The sequence below is a fragment of the Bacillus cereus group sp. RP32 genome (assembly GCF_040459735.1).
Lineage (GTDB): Bacteria > Bacillota > Bacilli > Bacillales > Bacillaceae_G > Bacillus_A > Bacillus_A wiedmannii.
Genome location: NZ_JARVHO010000001.1, coordinates 192,944 through 212,074, shown reverse-complemented (window position 1 = coordinate 212,074; position 19,131 = coordinate 192,944). Strand labels below are relative to the sequence as shown.

Here is a 19,131-nt window from a genome sequence, read left to right as displayed (position 1 = left end):
CACCCCCCTCATAGATTAGAAGAATAACTCCTTAATCAATGCCGTTAAGAAAATATTCGCAAGTGCAATTGGCAATAATACTTTCCAGCCAAACTCCATTAACTGGTCACCTCTTATACGTGGAAACGTAACGCGGAACCAAATTAATAGAAAGACTACACTGCTAAATTTCAAAGCAAACCATACAGCTCCTGGGATAAACCCAAGGAACATAACTGGATTCCATCCGCCTAAAAAGAGCACTGTAATTAAAGATGCCATTCCGAAGAAATATACGTACTCTGAAAGCATGAAAAACGCCCAGCGAAACCCTGAGTATTCCGTATGATATCCAGAAACAAGTTCCGACTCTGCTTCTGGTAAATCAAACGGCGTCCTATTTAACTCTGCTACCGCTGCGATTAAGAAAACGACGAAACCGATTGGCTGCACGAAAATGTACCAAACATTCTCCTGCGCTGCTACAATTTCATTTAAATTCAGGCTACCAGCTAACAAAACGACGCCAATTACACTCATTACAAGCGGAATTTCATAAGAAATCATTTGCGCTGCCGCACGCATCCCTCCTAAAAGGGAATATTTATTATTTGATGCCCACCCTCCGGTTACGACACCAATCGTCGTAATACCAGAAACAGCAATGTAATACAGTAAGCCTACGCCAATATCCGCGAACTGAAATTCATCAGTAAACGGGATGACTGCAAGCACCATAAATGCCGGTGCGAATGCAATGACAGGCGCTAATATAAACATCGGTTTATCTGCCGCTTTCGGAATACTATCTTCTTTCAGTAATAGTTTTAAAACATCAGCTACCGTTTGCAGTAAGCCGAATCGGCCCCCAACTTGGTTTGGTCCAATCCGCCCTTGCATAAAACCCATCACTTTCCGTTCTGCCAAAATACCATATGTAACGAAGCCAAGGACTGCAAATAATAGAAGCACCGCTAATCCGAAAAAAATGAAGAAATTCGTCCAGCTTGAAGATGATTGTAAGAGCGTTTCAATCATTAGCCATCAACCTCCCCAAGTACAATATCAACTCCACCTAAAATCGTAATTAAATTGGCGATGTTTTCACCTTTCAATAACTTCGGTAAAATTTGCAAATTGTAAAAAGACGGCCTGCGAAACTTCAAGCGGTACGGCTCTTTCTTTCCATCACTAGCAATATAGCAACCAATCTCTCCTCGCGGCGATTCTATACGGACGAACGCTTCCCCTTTAGGCGCCTTAATGATTTTCGGCACTTTCGCTAGCACAGCTCCGTCTTTCGGGAACTGTTGGACAGCTTGCTCAACAATTTTTAATGACTCCTCAATCTCTTGCATGCGGCAAACGTAACGATCCCAAGCATCTCCCACACTCCCAACAGGAATATCGAAATCAAAACGATCATAAATGGAGTACGGTTCATCCTTGCGAAGATCCCAGTTTACTCCGGTACACCGCAAATTCGCTCCGCTTAAAGAATACGAAATCGCTTCTTCCGCGCTATATATACCAACGCCTTTTACGCGATTTAAGAAAATCTCATTACCGCTAACGAGATCATGATAACCTGCCAATTGCTCTCGCATATACGGAACAAACTCTTCCACTTTTTCAATCCAACCGTCCGGCGCATCCCACTTTACACCCCCGACTCTCATATAGTTAAAAGTAAGACGGGCACCGCATAATTCGTTTAATAAATTTATAATCATCTCTCGTTCACGAAACGCGTATAAAAACGGGCTGACCGCTCCTATATCAAGAAGATTTGTCCCCCACCAAACGAGGTGGCTCGCAATCCTTCCAAGCTCCATTGCAAGTACTCGTAAGTATTCGGCCCGCTCCGGGATTTCAAGCCCCATCATCGTCTCTACAGCATGGCAAATGACGTAGTTATTCGTCATGGCCGATAAATAGTCCATTCGATCTGTATAAGGGATAATTTGCGTATACTGTAAGCTCTCGGCAATCTTTTCGGTCCCGCGATGCAAATATCCAATAACTGGTGTAGCTTCTTTAATAATTTCCCCGTCAATCTTAATAACAAGCCTGAATACACCATGCGTACTCGGATGCTGAGGCCCTACATTCAAAAGCATTTCTTCCGTACGGATCATAAGCTACACCTCCACATCATACGGTTCATAATCTTTCCTAAGCGGATACCCTATCCAATCATCGGGCATTAAAATACGTGATAAATTCGGATGTCCCTTAAATACAATGCCGAGCAAATCATACGCTTCTCGCTCTGGCCAGTCCGCTCCTTTCCAAAGCGCTGCAACCGACTCTACTTCTGGTGCTTCCCTATCCAACTTCACCTTCACCGCTACTGACTGTTTCTTTCCATATGAAAATAAATGAACATATACTTCCATATGCGTCACAAAATCCGTCGCATGTAACTCTGACATATAATCAAAAGCAAGTCCCTCATGGAATCGCAGTAACTCCATTACTTCATAATATTTGGAGGTCTCAACCACAAGAGTTGGCACATCTTTTGAAAGTTTATTAATGTAGGAATCTACTAATGTATCCTCTCCTACTTTCCCCTTAATAACTTCAACATACTGATTTAAATACGGTTGATTCACGGATGGCTCTTCCGGCTTCAGCTCCTCTTCCTTCTTACCTTCAGCGCCCTTTGTCTTTGCTCTTGCAGCCGCAGCCGCTTTTGCTTTCGCTGCTGCTTTTGCCTTCGCCTTTTCATCTCCCGAATCCCCATCACCTTGAGAGGCCTTCTGCTTCGCTAACGCCGCTGCTTTTGCCTTTGCGGCCGCCACGGCCTTTGCTTTCGCCTTAGCCTTGTCCTCTTCCGTTACTTCTTCGGTTCCTTCTCTTTTTTGCTTCGCTAATGCCGCCGCTTTTGCTTTTGCCGCTGCGGCTGCCTTCGCCTTCGCTTTGGCCTTTTCTTCTTCCGTTACTTCTTCGGTTCCTTCTCTTTTTTGCTTTGCTAACGCTGCCGCTTTTGCTTTTGCCGCTGCGGCTGCCTTCGCCTTCGCTTTGGCCTTTTCTTCTTCCGTTACTTCTTCGGTTCCTTCTCTTTTTTGCTTTGCTAATGCTGCCGCTTTTGCTTTCGCGGCTGCGGCTGCACGTCGTTTTACTTCTTCCACAGTCATACCATCATTTTTTGGTAGCGCTTTCTCTTTTTCTCGATTTTCTTCCTCAAGTTTACTTATTTCCGCATCATGTTTCGCAACGAGACGCTTTCTCGCCTCTTCTTTCGCATGCCTAGCCGCTTCTCTTTTCAAATCCTCTAGGTCTTTATTTGTATCACTCATTTATTCGTCACCTGCTTTCCCGTCTTTGCCTCGTAACGAATTTTTTCTTTCAATTTATTAATTCCATAAATTAAAGCAGCAGGATTGGGTGGACAACCAGGAATATACACATCCACTGGTACAATTTGATCCACACCTTTCACAACAGCGTACGAATTTACATATGGGCCACCTGCTGTCGCACAAGATCCCATTGCAATAACCCATTTTGGTTCGGGCATTTGATCGTATAAACGCCGAACAATAGGAGCCATCTTCTTCGTTACTGTTCCCGACACAATCATAACGTCCGATTGCCTTGGCGATGTCCGAAAAAATGACCCAAATCGATCTAAATCGTAATGTGATGAACCTACTCCCATCATTTCAATTGCACAGCATGCCAGTCCGAATGTCATCGGCCATAAAGAATTGCTTCGTGCCCATCCTTTTAACTGCTCCAATGTAGAAAAAAAGATATTTCGTTCTAATTCCGCCCGCTCATTTGGATGTAATTCCTCAAAATTTATAACCATTGTAACACCTTCTTTTTCCAAGCATACGCTAATCCAACTAGCAACATTACAACAAAGATGAGCATTTCAATCAGTGCAAATAAACCGAGCTTGTCATATGCAACAGCCCATGGATATAAAAATAAAGTTTCTACATCAAAGATGACAAACAATAAAGCAAAAATATAATAACGAGCATGAAACCGAATATTTGCATCATGAAAAGGCTCAATCCCACTCTCATACGTCGTCGCTTTCACTGCACTTGGTTTGTTTGGACGCAGCATCTTTCCTAATGTAAGAGCCACTACCGGCAGCAATATACCTAATAGCAAGAAAATCAAAACGATCATATAACTATTTTCATATACACTTGCCATTGTGAAACCCTCCCCCCTAAATTAAGAACAAGTTCACTTAGTAAACAATATGTCCTAGCTGCAGTAATTATTATTTTTAAATTTTTCTAAATAATGCAACTATTTTAATCATTATAGCAAACTTCAAATTCCTATGTCGATATATTGGGGACCGAAACGAGAATTATTAAAATCTATTTTTATAACTGGCTATACCTGTGTAAAATAAGTATAGAAATTATATATATGTTTCAAGAAACAATAAAAAATAAAAAGAGGAATTTATATGTATATACCGTGGGTGAGATAAATGAAAAAACAAACACATGTAAGTATTCTTATAAGCATTATATTGTTATCTATAGCGATTCATTACGTGGCAATGCCTTTTCTATATGAATACTCATTTCCTTTTCAAATATTAATTGGAATGAGTACCTTATTCATTGATATTATCGCTTGTAGTTATATACTTTATTTTTCAAATAGGAAAGAAGGGTTACCTCGTTTATTTTGGACCATTTTATGTGTTGGAACCCTCTCTTATTTCATTGGTGATATGGTCGTTGCCTATCAACGTTTAATTTTAAAGGACTACTATACATTCGTTGATCCGTCTGATTTTTTTTACTTACTTTTTTTAATTAGCTTTGCATTTGCCTTTCTATATGAAATCATCTATAACCGCGATTTATTAGAAAAGCTTTTTATGATATGTGATATTTGTATTATTGTTACAGCACAATTCACTTTAAGTTACTACTTACTTATTGAACGCACCATTCACGTTTCTTCAACATCCTATATCGACATATTTGTTCAACTTACCTATCCAATGGCCGATTTGCTCTTTCTTCTCATAGGAATCAATCTGTTATTCAAGCCATTATCCTTATTATCCAAAAAAGTTGGTGCGCTTCTTGGCAGTGCTTTAATTTTATATGCTACTACAGATGCGATTTATGCTTATATCAAATACTTCATACCCGAGTATTCTATGTTTACAGTTACTCCTCTCTATCAAGTAACTTTAGTACTAGTAGCAATCGCCTGTATTCTGCATACAAAAGAACCCGAAAGACAAGAGCAAGTACTATTAACACCTAAACTTGGGGAATCGATCAGATTGTCATTACCTTATATTTCTGTAGTAATGCTTATTGTTTTTATACTAGTTGAATATGTTTTTGCACCTATTGTAGTAATCGGGCTTATAATAACTTTCTCCTTCGTTCTCATACGCCATAGTTTAGTTCGAAAACAAAATAAAATATTATTACTAGCTCAAATGCAATTCAACTCAGAACTCGAAAAACAAATTGAACTACGTACAGAAGATTTAGTAGAACAAAAAAATGAACTATATCATAACCAACAGATGTTTAAATCTTTATACGAGCACCATCCAGATCCAATTTTCACATTAGACTTGTACGGTAATTTTCTCAACGTGAACAACGCTGGTACTACTTTACTCGGTTATCAAACGAATGAATTATTAAAGCAACCATACTATTCACTTACGTATGAAGAAGATTTGGAAGAAATCATTAATGCCTTTCATCGAGTAAAAAAAGGGAAATCTATTTCTTTAGAAGTACGGGCATATCATAAGAATAGGGATATTTACTACTTGCATGTTACAGCAGTTCCTATCTTTTTAAAGGATCATATTTCTGGTGTTTATTTAATGATTAAAGATATTACGGAAAGCAAACAACAACAAGAACAAATTAATTTTCTAGCATATCATGATACTTTAACAGAGCTTGCAAATCGCCGTGCATTTCATCAATATGTAGAACAAGCAATTGCTCGATCCGAAATATCAAAAAGGCCTTTTGCTGTTATGTTTCTCGACCTAGACCGCTTTAAGGTTATTAATGATACTCTCGGTCATAGGGTAGGAGACCTTCTATTAATTGCCGTAGCAAAAAGACTAGAAAGACTATCGACACCAAATATGAAGCTCGCCCGGCTAGCCGGGGATGAGTTCACAATCCTTATCGAAAATTATAAAAAAAGACCCGATGTGAAAAAAATAGCTGATACGATTGTAGCAGCCATGAACGAACCATTTGAAATTGAAAGTCAACATTTACAAATCTCACCGAGCATCGGGATTGCAATATATCCTGAAGCAGGTGAAGATCCATTATCCATTTTACAGCATGCTGATATGGCCATGTACGAAGCAAAAAATAAAGGAAAAAATGGTAGCTCCCTATACACGAAAGAATTGTATAAAAAAATGGAACGAAAAGCTCGAATTGAAAAAGATTTACCACTCGCTTTAGTAAACGAAGAGTTTTATCTCGTCTATCAACCACAAATTGATATTACGACGAAAAAGATTATTGGTGCTGAAGCATTACTCCGCTGGAAACACCCACTCCTAGGTGACATTCCGCCATGTGAGTTCATTCCAATTGTAGAAGAGACGCCACAAGTCGTTCCGCTCGGTCATTGGGTATTAAAAGAATCTTGTCACCAGTTAAAAATATGGCATACTTTCGGCTACACAGATTTAAAAATAAGTGTGAACTTATCCGCAAAAGAGTTTCAGCAAGAGAATTTAATCAACAACATTTCACAAATACTAACAGACATTAAAGTCGATCCAAAGCATGTAACACTTGAGCTAACAGAACGAATTGCAATGATTGATGAAAAAGAAACATTATCAAGACTAAAACAATTAAAGGAATATGGTATTCAAACGTCCATTGATGACTTCGGTACCGGCTATTCTTCTCTCGCTTATTTATCAATTTTCCCTATCGATACGTTAAAAGTACCGAGAGAATTTACACAACTAGCCGATCATCGGCCTGAGGAAAGAGCTATCGTTTCCACTATCCTTTCCCTTGCAAATACTTTAAACCTCTCTGTCGTTGCTGAAGGAATTGAAACAGAAAAACAACTTAAGTTTCTACAAAAGAACAACTGTAAATATATGCAAGGTTACTATTTCAGTAAACCACTTACTAGTCATCAATTTATAAAATTTCTACAAAAAACACCCAGTATGAACCAATAGCTCATACTGGGTGTTTTTATAGTGTCGGAATTGTTTTCTCGTAATACTCCTCTGCAATTTCTTCATAAAAAGCTGCTGACGTCGTATAAAAATATGGAATTAGCCATAGGAATCCAATCCCTAACGTAATACAACTTAATATAAACCAACCAATAAAGCTTAAACATAAAATGAAATACTCCATCTTATGTCCATTCATCATACGACGACTTTCTGTAATAGCTTGATTTATGGAATACTCAGGATGATCATTTATTATAAAGTACGTCATCGCATAAGAAAATGATTTAATAATGCCTGGAATAATAAATAATAAAAACCATAAGAAAATATAAATGTTCACTACTATATATAATAAAAATGACTTTATAAACTTACTTCCTTCTGTAAACCATCTGAATATATGCCCAATACTCGCTTCTTTTTCACGAATGATATGTAGTGCTAAATGATAACCACCTAGCGTTAATGGACCTACCATCAATATTGTAATAACGTCTACTGAAAGTGAGTTATTTACTTCTTTCCAATCCCAAAATTGAAAGAAAATGAAATCAATACTAAAACTAAAAACTGAAATAAGAATCGAAATCAGTAATGTTGCCCCGACAGCTAATCCCCATTTCCCTTCTAATGAATCTAGCGCTTCTCCTTTTAAATCACTAATCATATTCTTCCTCCTATACGTAATAACTCTATTAGTATAGCATGTTCCTACTACAATTCATCTTTTGAAAGATAGCGATAAAAATGCGCTGTCGTTGTACTCATATACGGGCTAAGCCAAAGAAAACCTATTCCAAGTGTTAAAATCGCTAAAATACCCCATCCTATAAAACTGAGCCATAAAAGAAATAAATCTAACTTATGTCCCTTCATAAGATGTTTACTTTCTTTCATTGCTCGTGACACACTATACTCTGCATTTTCAATCATTACATAGTACGTCATCGCATAAGAAAAATACATCACAATCATAACAACGATTGAAATAGCTAATAGTACAAAGAAAGCGATAGTAAACGACGTATTTCCTTCTTCACCGAAAAATGCGAATAAGGCTACTAGCAACATTGGAATCCATGTACCTGTATATAACAAAATCGCAAGCATTGCCCACATCGTTTTCATCATTCTTTTAAAGCCACGAAACCCTTCGAATAAGTGATCTACTTTAGCACCTTCTCGTTTACTCATCTGTAAAAATACATTTGTATAACCGTATGATGTAATTCCATACGATGCGTTACTCAAAATTATTATGATGCAATAAAAAATACCAAATGTAATACCTGCTCCAATTGATATTGTTTCCTCTTCAAGTGAACCTGTTAAACCAGCAAATAGTAAAAATATAATAACTCCTGGAATTAAAAGTATAAGCATTGCAGCCATTGAAACAACATAACTTAAAATAAAATATAAAATCGTTGATCCAACACCTAGCCCCCATTTTCCCTTTAAAGAGTGCAACGCTTCTCGTTTCATTTCACCGATCATTTATTCATCCCCTTTATAAATTGTTGTACATTCTCTACTTATACAAGCATCAATATAATTATACCATTTTTGTAAAATTATCCATGAACTACAAAAAAAATCCGTAAAGGCAAAGCCTTTACGGATTTTTTATTTCATGTCGGAAACGTTTAAACGGTTCACAGCACGTTGTAATGCCATTTCTGCACGTCTAAAGTCAACATGTGCTTGTTTATCTTGCATACGTTGCTCAGCGCGACGCTTCGCTTCATTTGCACGATGGATATCGATATGGTTTGCTTCTTCAGCAGATGATGATAATACAGTTACTTTATCTGGACGAACTTCGATAAAGCCACCGCTTACTGCTACATAATCAGTGTGTCCACCATGTTTCAGACGAACTGCACTAATTTTTAATGGTGCAACAGTTGGAATGTGACCCGGTAAGATCCCCATTTCCCCACTCTCTGCTTTTACGCTTACCATTTCTACTTCTTTTTCGTAAACCGGTCCATCAGGAGTTACAATACTGACTGGAAATGTCTTCATAATTCGTCCCTCCTAAGGCCTTACGCCATCATTTTCTTCGCGTTTTCAATAACTTCTTCAATACCACCTACAAGACGGAATGCATCTTCTGGAAGGTCATCATATTTTCCTTCTAGAATTTCTTTAAATCCGCTAACTGTATTTTTTACAGGTACGTAAGAACCTTTTTGACCTGTAAACTGCTCAGCTACGTGGAAGTTTTGAGATAAGAAGAATTGAATACGACGAGCACGATGTACAACTAACTTATCTTCTTCAGATAACTCATCCATACCTAAGATAGCAATGATATCTTGAAGCTCTTTATAACGCTGTAAAGTTTGCTGTACTTGACGAGCTACTTCATAATGCTCTTCTCCTACGATTTCTGGAGAAAGTGCACGAGATGTAGATGCTAATGGATCTACGGCTGGGTAAATACCCATTTGTGTTAAACGACGCTCTAAGTTTGTTGTTGCATCTAAGTGAGCGAACGTTGTAGCTGGTGCTGGATCCGTATAGTCATCGGCTGGTACATATACCGCTTGGATAGACGTGATAGACCCTTTATTTGTAGATGTAATACGCTCTTGTAATTGACCCATTTCTGTTGCAAGTGTCGGTTGGTAACCTACCGCAGATGGCATACGACCAAGAAGGGCAGATACTTCAGAACCTGCTTGCGTGAAACGGAAGATATTATCGATGAACAATAGTACGTCTTGTCCTTGCTCATCACGGAAATGTTCAGCCATTGTTAAACCTGTTAATGCAACACGTTGACGTGCTCCAGGTGGCTCATTCATTTGTCCGAATACCATCGCAGTTTTCTTAATTACGCCAGAATCGCTCATTTCGTGGTATAAATCGTTACCCTCACGAGTACGCTCACCTACACCAGCGAATACAGAGATACCACCGTGTTCTTGTGCGATGTTGTTAATTAATTCCTGAATTAGTACAGTTTTACCTACACCGGCACCACCGAATAGACCGATCTTACCACCCTTAATGTAAGGAGCAAGTAAGTCTACTACTTTAATACCAGTTTCAAGAATTTCTACTTTAGTAGATAATTCTTCGAATGCAGGTGCTTGACGGTGAATTGGATCACGACGTACATCGGCAGGAACCTCACCATCTAAGTCAATTGCATCACCTAATACGTTAAATACGCGACCAAGTGTTGCATCACCAACTGGTACAGAGATTGCTTTACCAGTATCTTCTACTTCTGTACCACGAACAAGTCCGTCTGTGGAAGACATTGCAACTGTACGAACTGTATCATCACCTAAATGAAGTGCAACTTCAAATGTTAAGTTAATGCTTGTTCCGTTTTCGTTGCTTTGTTTTACCGTAAGGGCGTTGTAGATTTCTGGTAGCTTTCCGCCATCAAACTTAACGTCTACAACCGGACCCATGATTTGCGTAACGCGCCCTTTATTCATCGGGTTCCCTCCTAGCTTTCTTTTAATTAGCCAACTTGCTACGAGCAGTTAGCTTTTAATTTTTTATTGGTTTATAGCTTACGCGACTCTTTTGAAAGAGCCGCTTCCACTTTTTATTGAATCTAGTTCCAGCAGCTAGAACAGTCGGTCATTTCGCGCCTTCCTGCGAGGCAAACTACGCCTCTTCGTCAGGAGCTCCAATGCCCTCTTGTTCTGGACGAGCCGCTTCCACTTAGCTCCGGCGGTTAGAATGTTCGGTGGCTTCGCTTTTTCCTGCGAGGCACAAATCGCCTCTACGTCAAAAGCTCCATCCCCCTCTCATTCTGAACGAACCGTCTACGCTTTTTATTACTACTCTAACGCTGCTGCTCCACCAACGATTTCCGTAATTTCTTGCGTAATCGCTGCCTGACGCGCACGGTTGAATGAAAGTGTAAGTGAATCGATAACTTCCATTGCGTTGTCTGTAGCACTCTTCATTGCTGTCATACGCGCTGCGTGTTCACTTGCTTTACCGTCTAGTAATGCACCGTACACTAAGCTTTCTGCGTATTGTGGCAATAGTACTTTTAAAATTTCTTCTTCAGAAGGTTCGAATTCATAAGCTGTCGTCGGTTTGTCAGACGCCACATCAGTAAGCGGTAAAATTTTATTTTCCGTTACTTCTTGTGAAATTTTACTTACGTAATGGTTGTAGTAAATATACAGCTCATCATAAGCACCATCTGCAAACATCGCAATTGCTCGAGAAGCAAGATCTTTAATATCAGTAAATGATGGGTGGTCAGATAGTCCAACTACTTCATCAATGATATTAAAGCCGCGACGTTTTAAATAATCACGTCCTAGTCGGCCAAGCACAATAATTGAATATTGGTTTGAATCCATATTATGACGTTCACGAATTACGTTACTTACTGTACGTAATACGTTACTGTTATAACCACCTGCTAGTCCGCGATCAGATGTAATAACGATGTACCCTGTACGCTTTACAGGACGCGCATTTAGCATCGGATGATTAATTCCTTTACTTCCTTGCGCAATGCTCGCTACTACTTCTTGAATCTTTTCCATATACGGAACGAAAGATTTAGCATTTTGCTCTGCACGGTTTAACTTAGATGCAGATACCATCTCCATCGCTTTCGTAATTTGACTCGTTTTCTTTGTCGAGTTAATCTTCGCTTTTATATCGCGTAAAGATGCCACAGGTTTTCACCACCTTTTTTCCGGAAGTTGGCACGATTAGTAAGAATTCTCTTCCTAATCTACGTTGCAAGATATTCTTGCTCATGATTGAAGGAAAAGAATAGGTGCACCTACTCTTTTCCTTTACATAACCGTCAGCAATCTCAAAACTTGAGATGCCTTTTATATATTATCTAGCTCCAGTGGCTTGAACGAGCCTCTGGAGCTTTTATTCATTACTCAGAAGCTACGAATACTTTTTTAAATCCATTAATAGCTGCTGCAAATTTGTCGTCATCCGCAAGTTTCTTAGTTGTGCGGATTTCTTCTAATAAGTCAGTCGCATTAGAATCTAACCAAGCATGGAATTCTTCTTCGAAACGAGTGATATCTACTACTGGGATATCATCTAGGAATCCACGTGTTAAAGCGTAAAGAATGATAACTTGTTTCTCTACACGTAATGGTTTGTGTAATCCTTGTTTTAATACCTCAACAGTACGAGCACCACGGTTTAGTTTCGCTTGAGTTGCTTTATCAAGGTCAGAACCGAACTGAGCGAACGCTTCTAACTCACGGTAAGATGCAAGGTCAAGACGAAGTGTACCTGATACTTTACTCATTGCTTTAATCTGAGCAGATCCACCTACACGAGATACAGAAGTACCCGCATCGATCGCTGGACGTACGCCAGAGAAGAATAGGTCAGATTGTAAGAAGATTTGTCCATCCGTAATAGAAATTACGTTTGTTGGGATGTAAGCTGATACGTCCCCTGCTTGTGTTTCGATGAAAGGTAGTGCAGTTAAAGAACCGCCGCCTCTTGCATCACTTAATTTTGCTGCACGCTCTAATAAGCGAGAATGTAAGTAGAATACATCCCCTGGATATGCTTCACGACCTGGAGGACGACGTAATAGTAATGAAAGCTCACGGTAAGCCGCTGCTTGTTTTGATAAGTCATCATATACTACTAATACGTGTTTACCATTGTACATGAACTCTTCACCCATTGTTACACCAGCATAAGCAGCTAAGTATAATAATGGAGCTGGTTGAGAAGCTGATGCAGTTACAACGATTGTGTAATCTAATGCACCGTGCTTACGTAGTGTTTCTACTACGTTACGTACAGTTGATTCTTTTTGTCCGATAGCTACATAGATACAAATCATATCTTCATCTTTTTGGTTAATGATTGTATCAAGTGCAACTGCTGTTTTACCTGTTTGACGGTCACCAATGATTAACTCACGTTGACCACGGCCAATTGGTACAAGAGCATCGATCGCTTTAATACCTGTTTGAAGTGGCTCATGAACAGATTTACGATCCATTACACCTGGTGCTGGACTTTCGATTGGACGAGTGTTTGTTGTATTGATTGGGCCTAAACCATCAACTGGTTGACCTAATGGATTTACAACACGACCGATTAGTTCTTTTCCTACTGGTACTTGCATGATGCGACCAGTACGACGAACTTCGTCACCTTCACGAATTTCTGTATAAGGTCCTAAAATAATGATACCTACGTTGTTTTCCTCTAAGTTTTGTGCTAGTCCCATAACGCCGTTAGAGAACTCTACAAGTTCACCAGCCATAACGTTATCAAGACCATGAGCACGCGCAATACCGTCACCAACTTGGATAACTGTACCAACATCACTAACTTCGATTTCAGACTGATAGTTCTCGATTTGTTGCTTTATCAGTGCGCTAATTTCTTCAGCTCTGATGCTCATGTGCTTCACCCCTATCTATTCTTCATTAATTCACGCTGAATACGTGCTAATTTTCCTTGTAAGCTTCCGTCGTAAATGCGATTTCCAATACGTACTTTAATGCCGCCTAGTAAATCTTCATCTACAACATTTTTTACGCGAATTGCATCTTTTCCCGTTCTCTTTGCAAATGCTTCTGCAATGTTAAGCTTCTCTTCTTCTGATAGAAGACGAGTAGAATATACAGTTGCGTCGGCTACGTTACGTTCTTCATTAGCAAGAACAACATATTCATCTGCAATTTCAGGTAAGATATCAATGCGTTTGTTATCAATTAAAATATATAACGTATTTAAAATAGATTCAGAAACAGATCCGAATACGTTCGCAAGAAACGTTTTCTTCTGCTCTTTTGAAATGTTCGGTTGCGTTAAAAAGCTATGTAGTTCTCCGTTCTTTACATAAACGTTGTGTACAAGGCGTAATTCCTCTTCAAACATTTCTAATACGTGTTTTTCTTTTGCAATTTTAAAAAGAGCGACAGCATAACGTTTTGCTACAATCCCATTGCTCATCGCGCTTCTCCTACTTCTTTAATATAATCGCGAATTAACTTAACTTGATCTTCTTCTTTTAACTCTTTTTCAATTACTTTAGAAGCAATTTGAACAGATAAAGAAGCGACTTGTTCTTGTAAAGCAGCAATCGCTTGCTCTTTTTCGCGTTGAATTTCTTGTACAGCAGATGCTTTAATTGATTCTGCTTCTTCTTTCGCAGCAGCAACAATAACATCTTTTTGATCTACAGCTTGTTTTTTCGCTCTTTCGATTAACTCTTGTGCTTCAACACGCGATTGTTTTAACATTTCACGTTGTTCTTCTACTAATTTCTTCGCTTCAGCGTTACTTCTTTCTGCAGCGTCGATTTCATTAGTAACATGCTCTTCACGTTCTTTCATAATTCCCATTAAAGGGCCCCACGCGAATTTGCGTAGCATTACTAATAGAAGTAAGAAAATGAACAATGTATAAGCAATCGTTCCAAATGGAATGGAAGCCCCTAATAATAAAGTTGGCACAAGGATTCACTCCCTTCAAAATATCTAAATTGATCATATGAAAAAAAAAGACATACGTTTCGTTCATAAAGCAATGGCGAAGAAAGTTCGGAAAAACACTCTTCGCCATCTATGTAAGGGGAGTCTCCCTTATTTGTTCATTACGATGAATGCAATAACTACACCGATGATTGGAAGTGCCTCAACTAAAGCAACCCCGATGAACATAATTGTTTGAAGCGCGCCTTTTAATTCTGGTTGACGAGCAACACCTTCGATTGTACGTGATACGATAAGACCGTTACCAATACCTGCACCTAATGCTGATAAACCAATTGCAATTGCAGCTGCGATTACACCTAAACTCATTTAATTTGTCCTCCTTTGTATTATAAAAAAATAAATTTTTTCTTACTTAAATTATATTAATGGTCATGGCTTACTTTATGAGCCATATAAACCATCGTTAACATAACGAAAATAAATGACTGGATTGATCCAACGAATACACTGAATCCCATCCATGCTAACATTGGTACAAGCGCACCTAATGCTCCAAGGAATGATGCCCCACCTAACTTAGCAAGTAATCCTAATAAGATCTCACCTGCATAAATGTTACCGAATAAACGAAGACCTAACGTTAATGTGTTAGCAAACTCCTCAATAACCTTTAATGGGAATAAGAATTTCATAGGTTGGAAATAACCTTTTACGTATTCTTTCGTACCCTTCATCTTAATTCCATAATAATGGGTGAGGGTAACTACCATCACGGCTAATGTTAATGTAACTGCTGGATCAGACGTTGGTGATCTCCACCATGCAATATGTTCGCCAGCCTCAACTGTTGAATACATGAATGGTAAACCAAGGAAGTTCGATACGATGATAAACATGATAAGCGTAACGCCAAGCGTTAAGAAACGTCCACCTGTTTTCCAGTCCATCGTACTATTGATAATCCCTTTCACGAAGTCAAACACCCATTCCATGAAGTTTTGCATCCCGGTTGGGCGAAGGGCTAAACTGCGAGTTCCGATAACAGCGATTAAGAAAACTATAACTGCTGCTACAGTAACCATCATAACTGATGACAAATCGAACGTTAAACCTAGAAATTTAACTAATTTACCGTGTTCCACTAGTAATTCACCTCTCTTCCCTGCTCTTATACTCTAAATAAAGAAAATCTATGATCATGACAAGGTATCCTGTCAGCAATCCTACACCTAGGCCCCACATCGCGATTAACTCTTGATATTTGGCTGCAAATAAAATTAATAATCCAATCGTGGCGAATCTCGAATATGTACTTACCGCTGTCGCCTTAAACTTCACGTTTTCTCCATTTGTTACGCGATCCAACAGCTTGTCTGTTCTACGTGCAATGATGCGCAAACTAAGAAAACTGAAAATCGTTCCGATAATCAGCCCAAGAAATACATCCTTGTAAGAGGTGAATCCCCATCCTAGCACTAGAAGCGCAAGCAAGTAGTACATATATTTCTTTTGTCTTTGGACAAGTCCATGTACGTCTATCATCATTGCTCTCCCGAATAGTAATGTCGAATGAGTCGAATCATTGCGTATATCCCTGTTCCTAATCCGAGTAATAACCCTATAATAAGAAACAATGGAAACGTTCCAACCTTACTATCAATCCACTGCCCACCAAAGATTCCAATAAGAATAGAACCGACTAACTGAGCAAGAATACCTGACATTAAAGCATAAGCTTTTATATGGCTGCGATCGTTTTTTTGCAAGGATTCATCCCTCCAATATGTAACCCTCATTCACGATGTGTTAATAATAACTCATTTTTTTGCATAAATCCTATACAAATTAAAAAGTTTACATTTTCGTCACGGAATAGATGTATTTTTGTCACTGAAAGCCCTACCATCTATCCCCGTTGTTAGCATACAATAGGGTATTAACAGTGTCAACGAGAAATCGTAAAAAATCAAAAAATTTGAGTATTAGTCATTTCCTCCCAAAAATGAAAACGTTCCCCTTCTAAATACTGGTTAGAGATATGCAATTTCTAGCAGTTTTCTCATTATAATAGAAGGAAATGTTCACAAGTTTGTCACTATTATATTTTTACGATATAACGCTTTCCTTCCATAATATAGTGCTCTTTAGACGTAAGACTTCTATATTATATGTGGTGTGTATTCAACTTATGTTGTATATACTATGTATATTTATCCCCCCTCCCCTACCTCATCAGAGTACAAAAAAACGAGAGGGGAATCCCCTCTCGTCAGTTGTCTTACTTCGTTCCGAATAAACGGTCACCAGCATCACCAAGACCTGGTACTACATATCCGTGATCATTTAATTTCTCATCTAATGCTGCTACATAAATATCAACATCAGGATGTTCTTCTTGTACTACTTTTACTCCTTCTGGAGCTGCAACGATACACATTAATTTAATTTGTTTTGCACCGCGCTTTTTCAGAGAGTTAATTGCTTCAGCTGCAGAACCACCTGTTGCTAGCATCGGATCTAGTACGATAAAGTCACGTTCTTCTACATCCGTTGGAAGTTTCACATAGTATTCTACCGGTTGTAATGTTTTAGGGTCACGGTATAAACCAACGTGTCCTACTTTTGCTGCTGGAATTAATTTCAGAATTCCATCAACCATTCCTAAACCTGCACGTAAAATCGGAATTAAACCAAGCTTTTTACCAGCGATCACTTTTGTTGTCGCTTTGCTTACAGGTGTTTCAATTTCAATATCTTCAAGTGGAAGGTCGCGAGTAATTTCGAAAGCCATTAAGCTTGCTACTTCGTCCACTAATTCACGAAAATCTTTCGTACCTGTATTCTTATCGCGAATATATGTAATCTTATGTTGAATTAACGGGTGATCAAATACATACAGTTTTCCCATGTGAATCTCTCCTTTAGATGATATTCATGCGTTTGCACGCTTTTTTACACTATTTACGATTGTAAAGAAAACGCTACTAATATTCAAGGGCAAATTTGGCAAAATCATGATTTTACGATGAATCTATCTAGTATCTTTACCAATTATGGGAGCTGTATCCTTCATTATATCGCCAAAATTTATTCATCATTTGTATACATACTTAAAGAACAATATATGTCCAAAAAAAACTGCCAAAACAATTACGTCTCAGCAGTCTTCTTTAATCTATTATAGGTCTGTGTACATTGGGAATTTGCTCGTTAACGCTTCTACACGCTTACTTGCTTCTTCTAATGCAGCTTCATTTTCATGATTTTTTAATGTGTAAGCAATAAGTGACGCAATTTCATCCATTTCTTCTAAACCGAAACCACGAGATGTTACAGCTGCCGTACCGATACGTACACCGCTTGTTACAAATGGGCTTGCTGTTTCAAATGGAATTGTATTTTTGTTCACTGTAATACCAACTTCATCTAACACGTGCTCTGCTACTTTACCTGTGATTTCTAAGTTACGAACATCAATCAGGATTAAATGATTGTCTGTTCCACCAGAAACAAGTGTAAGTCCTTCTTTTTGAAGACCTTCAGCTAAGCGATTCGCATTATTAATGATATTTTGTGCATATGTTTTAAAATCATCTTGTAGTGTCTCACCAAATGCAACAGCTTTTGCAGCGATTACGTGCATAAGTGGACCACCTTGAATACCAGGGAAGATTGATTTATCAATTTGTTTTGCAAATTGCTCTTCACATAAAATCATACCACCACGTGGACCACGTAATGTTTTATGTGTTGTCGTTGTAACGAAATGTGCGTGTGGTACTGGGTTTGGATGTAAACCAGCAGCTACTAAACCAGCGATATGTGCCATATCAACCATAAAGTATGCACCCACTTCATCTGCAATCTCACGGAATCGTTTGAAATCGATAACACGAGGATATGCACTTGCACCTGCAACGATTAATTTTGGTTTATGTTCTTTCGCTTTTGCTAATACATCATCGTAATTAATACGGTGAGATTCAGCATCCACGCCATATTCTACGAAATTATATTGTACTCCACTGAAGTTAACAGGGCTTCCGTGTGTTAAGTGACCACCATGAGATAAATTCATACCAAGTACTGTATCGCCTTGCTCTAAAATCGTGAAGTATACTGCCATGTTCGCTTGTGCACCAGAATGCGGTTGAACATTTACATGCTCTGCGCCAAAAATTTCTTTCGCGCGATCACGTGCGATATCTTCCACTACGTCTACGTGCTCACAGCCACCATAGTAACGTTTTCCAGGATATCCCTCAGCATACTTATTCGTTAAAACAGAACCTTGCGCCTCCATTACTGCTTCACTTACGAAGTTTTCCGAAGCAATTAACTCAATCTTTGAACGCTGTCTTCCTAGTTCTGCCTCAATTGCAGCAAATACCTTTTCATCTTGACGTTTTAAATGATCCACCAAAATCCCCCTTTTCTGAACGAATTACATCGATTCCCAATAGTTTTTTCTCATTTATTCAGAAAAAACGAAAATTCAGGTTGTAATTCTTTCGAACC

At 38.6% G+C, this 19,131-nt stretch carries 21 protein-coding genes; 1 reads left to right on the top strand and 20 read right to left on the bottom strand.

The window, feature by feature from the left end; all coding sequences use genetic code 11:
* Nucleotides 1-15: 15 nt before the first annotated feature.
* From nuoH to nuoA, 5 genes are read right to left on the bottom strand one after another with little or no spacing between them, the layout of a single operon-like run.
* Nucleotides 16-1,017 carry an NADH-quinone oxidoreductase subunit NuoH gene (nuoH, locus tag QCI46_RS00985; protein WP_353839401.1) on the bottom strand — a complete coding sequence of 334 codons (1,002 nt, stop codon included), beginning with the start codon at nucleotides 1,015-1,017 and terminating at the stop codon, nucleotides 16-18.
* Nucleotides 1,017-2,117, bottom strand: coding sequence for an NADH-quinone oxidoreductase subunit NuoD (gene nuoD / locus QCI46_RS00980; protein ID WP_000621434.1), 1,101 nt, complete (start codon nucleotides 2,115-2,117; stop codon nucleotides 1,017-1,019). The genes nuoH and nuoD overlap by 1 nt, the downstream gene beginning before the upstream one ends.
* Before the next feature lie 3 nt (nucleotides 2,118-2,120).
* Nucleotides 2,121-3,284 carry an NADH-quinone oxidoreductase subunit C gene (locus tag QCI46_RS00975; protein ID WP_353839400.1) on the bottom strand — a complete coding sequence of 388 codons (1,164 nt, stop codon included), beginning with the start codon at nucleotides 3,282-3,284 and terminating at the stop codon, nucleotides 2,121-2,123.
* Nucleotides 3,281-3,799, bottom strand: a complete 519-nt coding sequence (gene nuoB / locus QCI46_RS00970; protein WP_000236331.1) for an NADH-quinone oxidoreductase subunit NuoB — start codon at nucleotides 3,797-3,799, stop codon at nucleotides 3,281-3,283. The genes QCI46_RS00975 and nuoB overlap by 4 nt, the downstream gene beginning before the upstream one ends.
* The gene (gene nuoA / locus QCI46_RS00965; protein WP_353839399.1) at nucleotides 3,790-4,158 is read right to left on the bottom strand and encodes an NADH-quinone oxidoreductase subunit NuoA; all 369 of its coding nucleotides are present in this window, start codon (nucleotides 4,156-4,158) and stop codon (nucleotides 3,790-3,792) included. Before nuoA ends, nuoB begins: the two co-directional genes overlap by 10 nt.
* 289 nt (nucleotides 4,159-4,447) lie before the next feature.
* Between nuoA and QCI46_RS00960 the strand changes: the two genes are divergently transcribed.
* The gene (locus QCI46_RS00960; protein ID WP_353839398.1) at nucleotides 4,448-7,177 is read left to right on the top strand and encodes a putative bifunctional diguanylate cyclase/phosphodiesterase; all 2,730 of its coding nucleotides are present in this window, start codon (nucleotides 4,448-4,450) and stop codon (nucleotides 7,175-7,177) included.
* Between the two features lie 16 nt (nucleotides 7,178-7,193).
* Here the strand turns inward: QCI46_RS00960 and QCI46_RS00955 are convergent, their stop codons facing one another.
* The 15 genes from QCI46_RS00955 to glyA form a co-directional block, all read right to left on the bottom strand.
* Complete coding sequence (locus QCI46_RS00955) at nucleotides 7,194-7,847, bottom strand: DUF975 family protein (RefSeq protein WP_098948935.1); 654 nt, start codon at nucleotides 7,845-7,847, stop codon at nucleotides 7,194-7,196.
* Nucleotides 7,848-7,894: 47 nt separating this feature from the next.
* Nucleotides 7,895-8,677 (bottom strand): DUF975 family protein, encoded by a 783-nt coding sequence (locus tag QCI46_RS00950; protein ID WP_097907155.1) that lies wholly within the window; start codon nucleotides 8,675-8,677, stop codon nucleotides 7,895-7,897.
* A gap of 129 nt (nucleotides 8,678-8,806) precedes the next feature.
* The gene (atpC, locus tag QCI46_RS00945; protein WP_000847206.1) at nucleotides 8,807-9,208 is read right to left on the bottom strand and encodes a F0F1 ATP synthase subunit epsilon; all 402 of its coding nucleotides are present in this window, start codon (nucleotides 9,206-9,208) and stop codon (nucleotides 8,807-8,809) included.
* Between the two features lie 20 nt (nucleotides 9,209-9,228).
* On the bottom strand, nucleotides 9,229-10,638 hold the full coding sequence (atpD, locus tag QCI46_RS00940; RefSeq protein WP_001032603.1) for a F0F1 ATP synthase subunit beta: 1,410 nt from the start codon (nucleotides 10,636-10,638) through the stop codon (nucleotides 9,229-9,231).
* A 351-nt stretch (nucleotides 10,639-10,989) separates the two neighbouring features.
* Nucleotides 10,990-11,850 carry a F0F1 ATP synthase subunit gamma gene (atpG, locus tag QCI46_RS00935; RefSeq protein ID WP_000157696.1) on the bottom strand — a complete coding sequence of 287 codons (861 nt, stop codon included), beginning with the start codon at nucleotides 11,848-11,850 and terminating at the stop codon, nucleotides 10,990-10,992.
* Nucleotides 11,851-12,065: 215 nt separating this feature from the next.
* Complete coding sequence (atpA, locus tag QCI46_RS00930; protein ID WP_000027511.1) at nucleotides 12,066-13,574, bottom strand: F0F1 ATP synthase subunit alpha; 1,509 nt, start codon at nucleotides 13,572-13,574, stop codon at nucleotides 12,066-12,068.
* An 11-nt stretch (nucleotides 13,575-13,585) separates the two neighbouring features.
* A complete protein-coding gene (gene atpH / locus QCI46_RS00925; RefSeq protein WP_353839397.1) occupies nucleotides 13,586-14,128 on the bottom strand; it encodes a F0F1 ATP synthase subunit delta in 543 nt (180 codons plus the stop codon).
* Nucleotides 14,125-14,631, bottom strand: coding sequence for a F0F1 ATP synthase subunit B (gene atpF, locus QCI46_RS00920; protein ID WP_001142625.1), 507 nt, complete (start codon nucleotides 14,629-14,631; stop codon nucleotides 14,125-14,127). Before atpF ends, atpH begins: the two co-directional genes overlap by 4 nt.
* Nucleotides 14,632-14,760: 129 nt before the next feature.
* Nucleotides 14,761-14,979: a F0F1 ATP synthase subunit C gene (atpE, locus tag QCI46_RS00915; protein ID WP_000052064.1), complete on the bottom strand. Its 219-nt coding sequence runs from the start codon at nucleotides 14,977-14,979 to the stop codon at nucleotides 14,761-14,763.
* Nucleotides 14,980-15,035: 56 nt separating this feature from the next.
* Nucleotides 15,036-15,755 (bottom strand): F0F1 ATP synthase subunit A, encoded by a 720-nt coding sequence (atpB, locus tag QCI46_RS00910; RefSeq protein ID WP_048542682.1) that lies wholly within the window; start codon nucleotides 15,753-15,755, stop codon nucleotides 15,036-15,038.
* A gap of 7 nt (nucleotides 15,756-15,762) precedes the next feature.
* Nucleotides 15,763-16,155 carry an ATP synthase subunit I gene (locus tag QCI46_RS00905; RefSeq protein ID WP_000567600.1) on the bottom strand — a complete coding sequence of 131 codons (393 nt, stop codon included), beginning with the start codon at nucleotides 16,153-16,155 and terminating at the stop codon, nucleotides 15,763-15,765.
* Nucleotides 16,155-16,379, bottom strand: coding sequence for an AtpZ/AtpI family protein (locus QCI46_RS00900; RefSeq protein ID WP_001171220.1), 225 nt, complete (start codon nucleotides 16,377-16,379; stop codon nucleotides 16,155-16,157). The genes QCI46_RS00905 and QCI46_RS00900 overlap by 1 nt, the downstream gene beginning before the upstream one ends.
* A 26-nt stretch (nucleotides 16,380-16,405) precedes the next feature.
* Entirely contained in the window at nucleotides 16,406-16,519 is a 114-nt protein-coding gene (locus QCI46_RS00895; RefSeq protein ID WP_048542683.1) for a DUF4024 domain-containing protein, read from the bottom strand.
* A gap of 372 nt (nucleotides 16,520-16,891) precedes the next feature.
* Entirely contained in the window at nucleotides 16,892-17,521 is a 630-nt protein-coding gene (upp, locus tag QCI46_RS00890; protein WP_000517533.1) for a uracil phosphoribosyltransferase, read from the bottom strand.
* Between the two features lie 270 nt (nucleotides 17,522-17,791).
* Nucleotides 17,792-19,033: a serine hydroxymethyltransferase gene (glyA, locus tag QCI46_RS00885; protein WP_000349796.1), complete on the bottom strand. Its 1,242-nt coding sequence runs from the start codon at nucleotides 19,031-19,033 to the stop codon at nucleotides 17,792-17,794.
* Nucleotides 19,034-19,131 lie beyond the last annotated feature (98 nt).

What these genes read in the sequence shown, in the direction of transcription:
- nuoH (WP_353839401.1), bottom strand. Translation starts at nt 1,017, where the DNA reads ATGATTGAAACGCTCTTACAATCATCTTCAAGCTGGACGAATTTCTTC.
- nuoD (WP_000621434.1), bottom strand. Translation starts at nt 2,117, where the DNA reads ATGATCCGTACGGAAGAAATGCTTTTGAATGTAGGGCCTCAGCATCCG.
- QCI46_RS00975 (WP_353839400.1), bottom strand. Translation starts at nt 3,284, where the DNA reads ATGAGTGATACAAATAAAGACCTAGAGGATTTGAAAAGAGAAGCGGCT.
- nuoB (WP_000236331.1), bottom strand. Translation starts at nt 3,799, where the DNA reads ATGGTTATAAATTTTGAGGAATTACATCCAAATGAGCGGGCGGAATTA.
- nuoA (WP_353839399.1), bottom strand. Translation starts at nt 4,158, where the DNA reads ATGGCAAGTGTATATGAAAATAGTTATATGATCGTTTTGATTTTCTTG.
- QCI46_RS00960 (WP_353839398.1), top strand. Translation starts at nt 4,448, where the DNA reads ATGAAAAAACAAACACATGTAAGTATTCTTATAAGCATTATATTGTTA.
- QCI46_RS00955 (WP_098948935.1), bottom strand. Translation starts at nt 7,847, where the DNA reads ATGATTAGTGATTTAAAAGGAGAAGCGCTAGATTCATTAGAAGGGAAA.
- QCI46_RS00950 (WP_097907155.1), bottom strand. Translation starts at nt 8,677, where the DNA reads ATGATCGGTGAAATGAAACGAGAAGCGTTGCACTCTTTAAAGGGAAAA.
- atpC (WP_000847206.1), bottom strand. Translation starts at nt 9,208, where the DNA reads ATGAAGACATTTCCAGTCAGTATTGTAACTCCTGATGGACCGGTTTAC.
- atpD (WP_001032603.1), bottom strand. Translation starts at nt 10,638, where the DNA reads ATGAATAAAGGGCGCGTTACGCAAATCATGGGTCCGGTTGTAGACGTT.
- atpA (WP_000027511.1), bottom strand. Translation starts at nt 13,574, where the DNA reads ATGAGCATCAGAGCTGAAGAAATTAGCGCACTGATAAAGCAACAAATC.
- atpH (WP_353839397.1), bottom strand. Translation starts at nt 14,128, where the DNA reads ATGAGCAATGGGATTGTAGCAAAACGTTATGCTGTCGCTCTTTTTAAA.
- atpE (WP_000052064.1), bottom strand. Translation starts at nt 14,979, where the DNA reads ATGAGTTTAGGTGTAATCGCAGCTGCAATTGCAATTGGTTTATCAGCA.
- QCI46_RS00905 (WP_000567600.1), bottom strand. Translation starts at nt 16,155, where the DNA reads ATGATAGACGTACATGGACTTGTCCAAAGACAAAAGAAATATATGTAC.
- QCI46_RS00895 (WP_048542683.1), bottom strand. Translation starts at nt 16,519, where the DNA reads ATGGTAGGGCTTTCAGTGACAAAAATACATCTATTCCGTGACGAAAAT.
- upp (WP_000517533.1), bottom strand. Translation starts at nt 17,521, where the DNA reads ATGGGAAAACTGTATGTATTTGATCACCCGTTAATTCAACATAAGATT.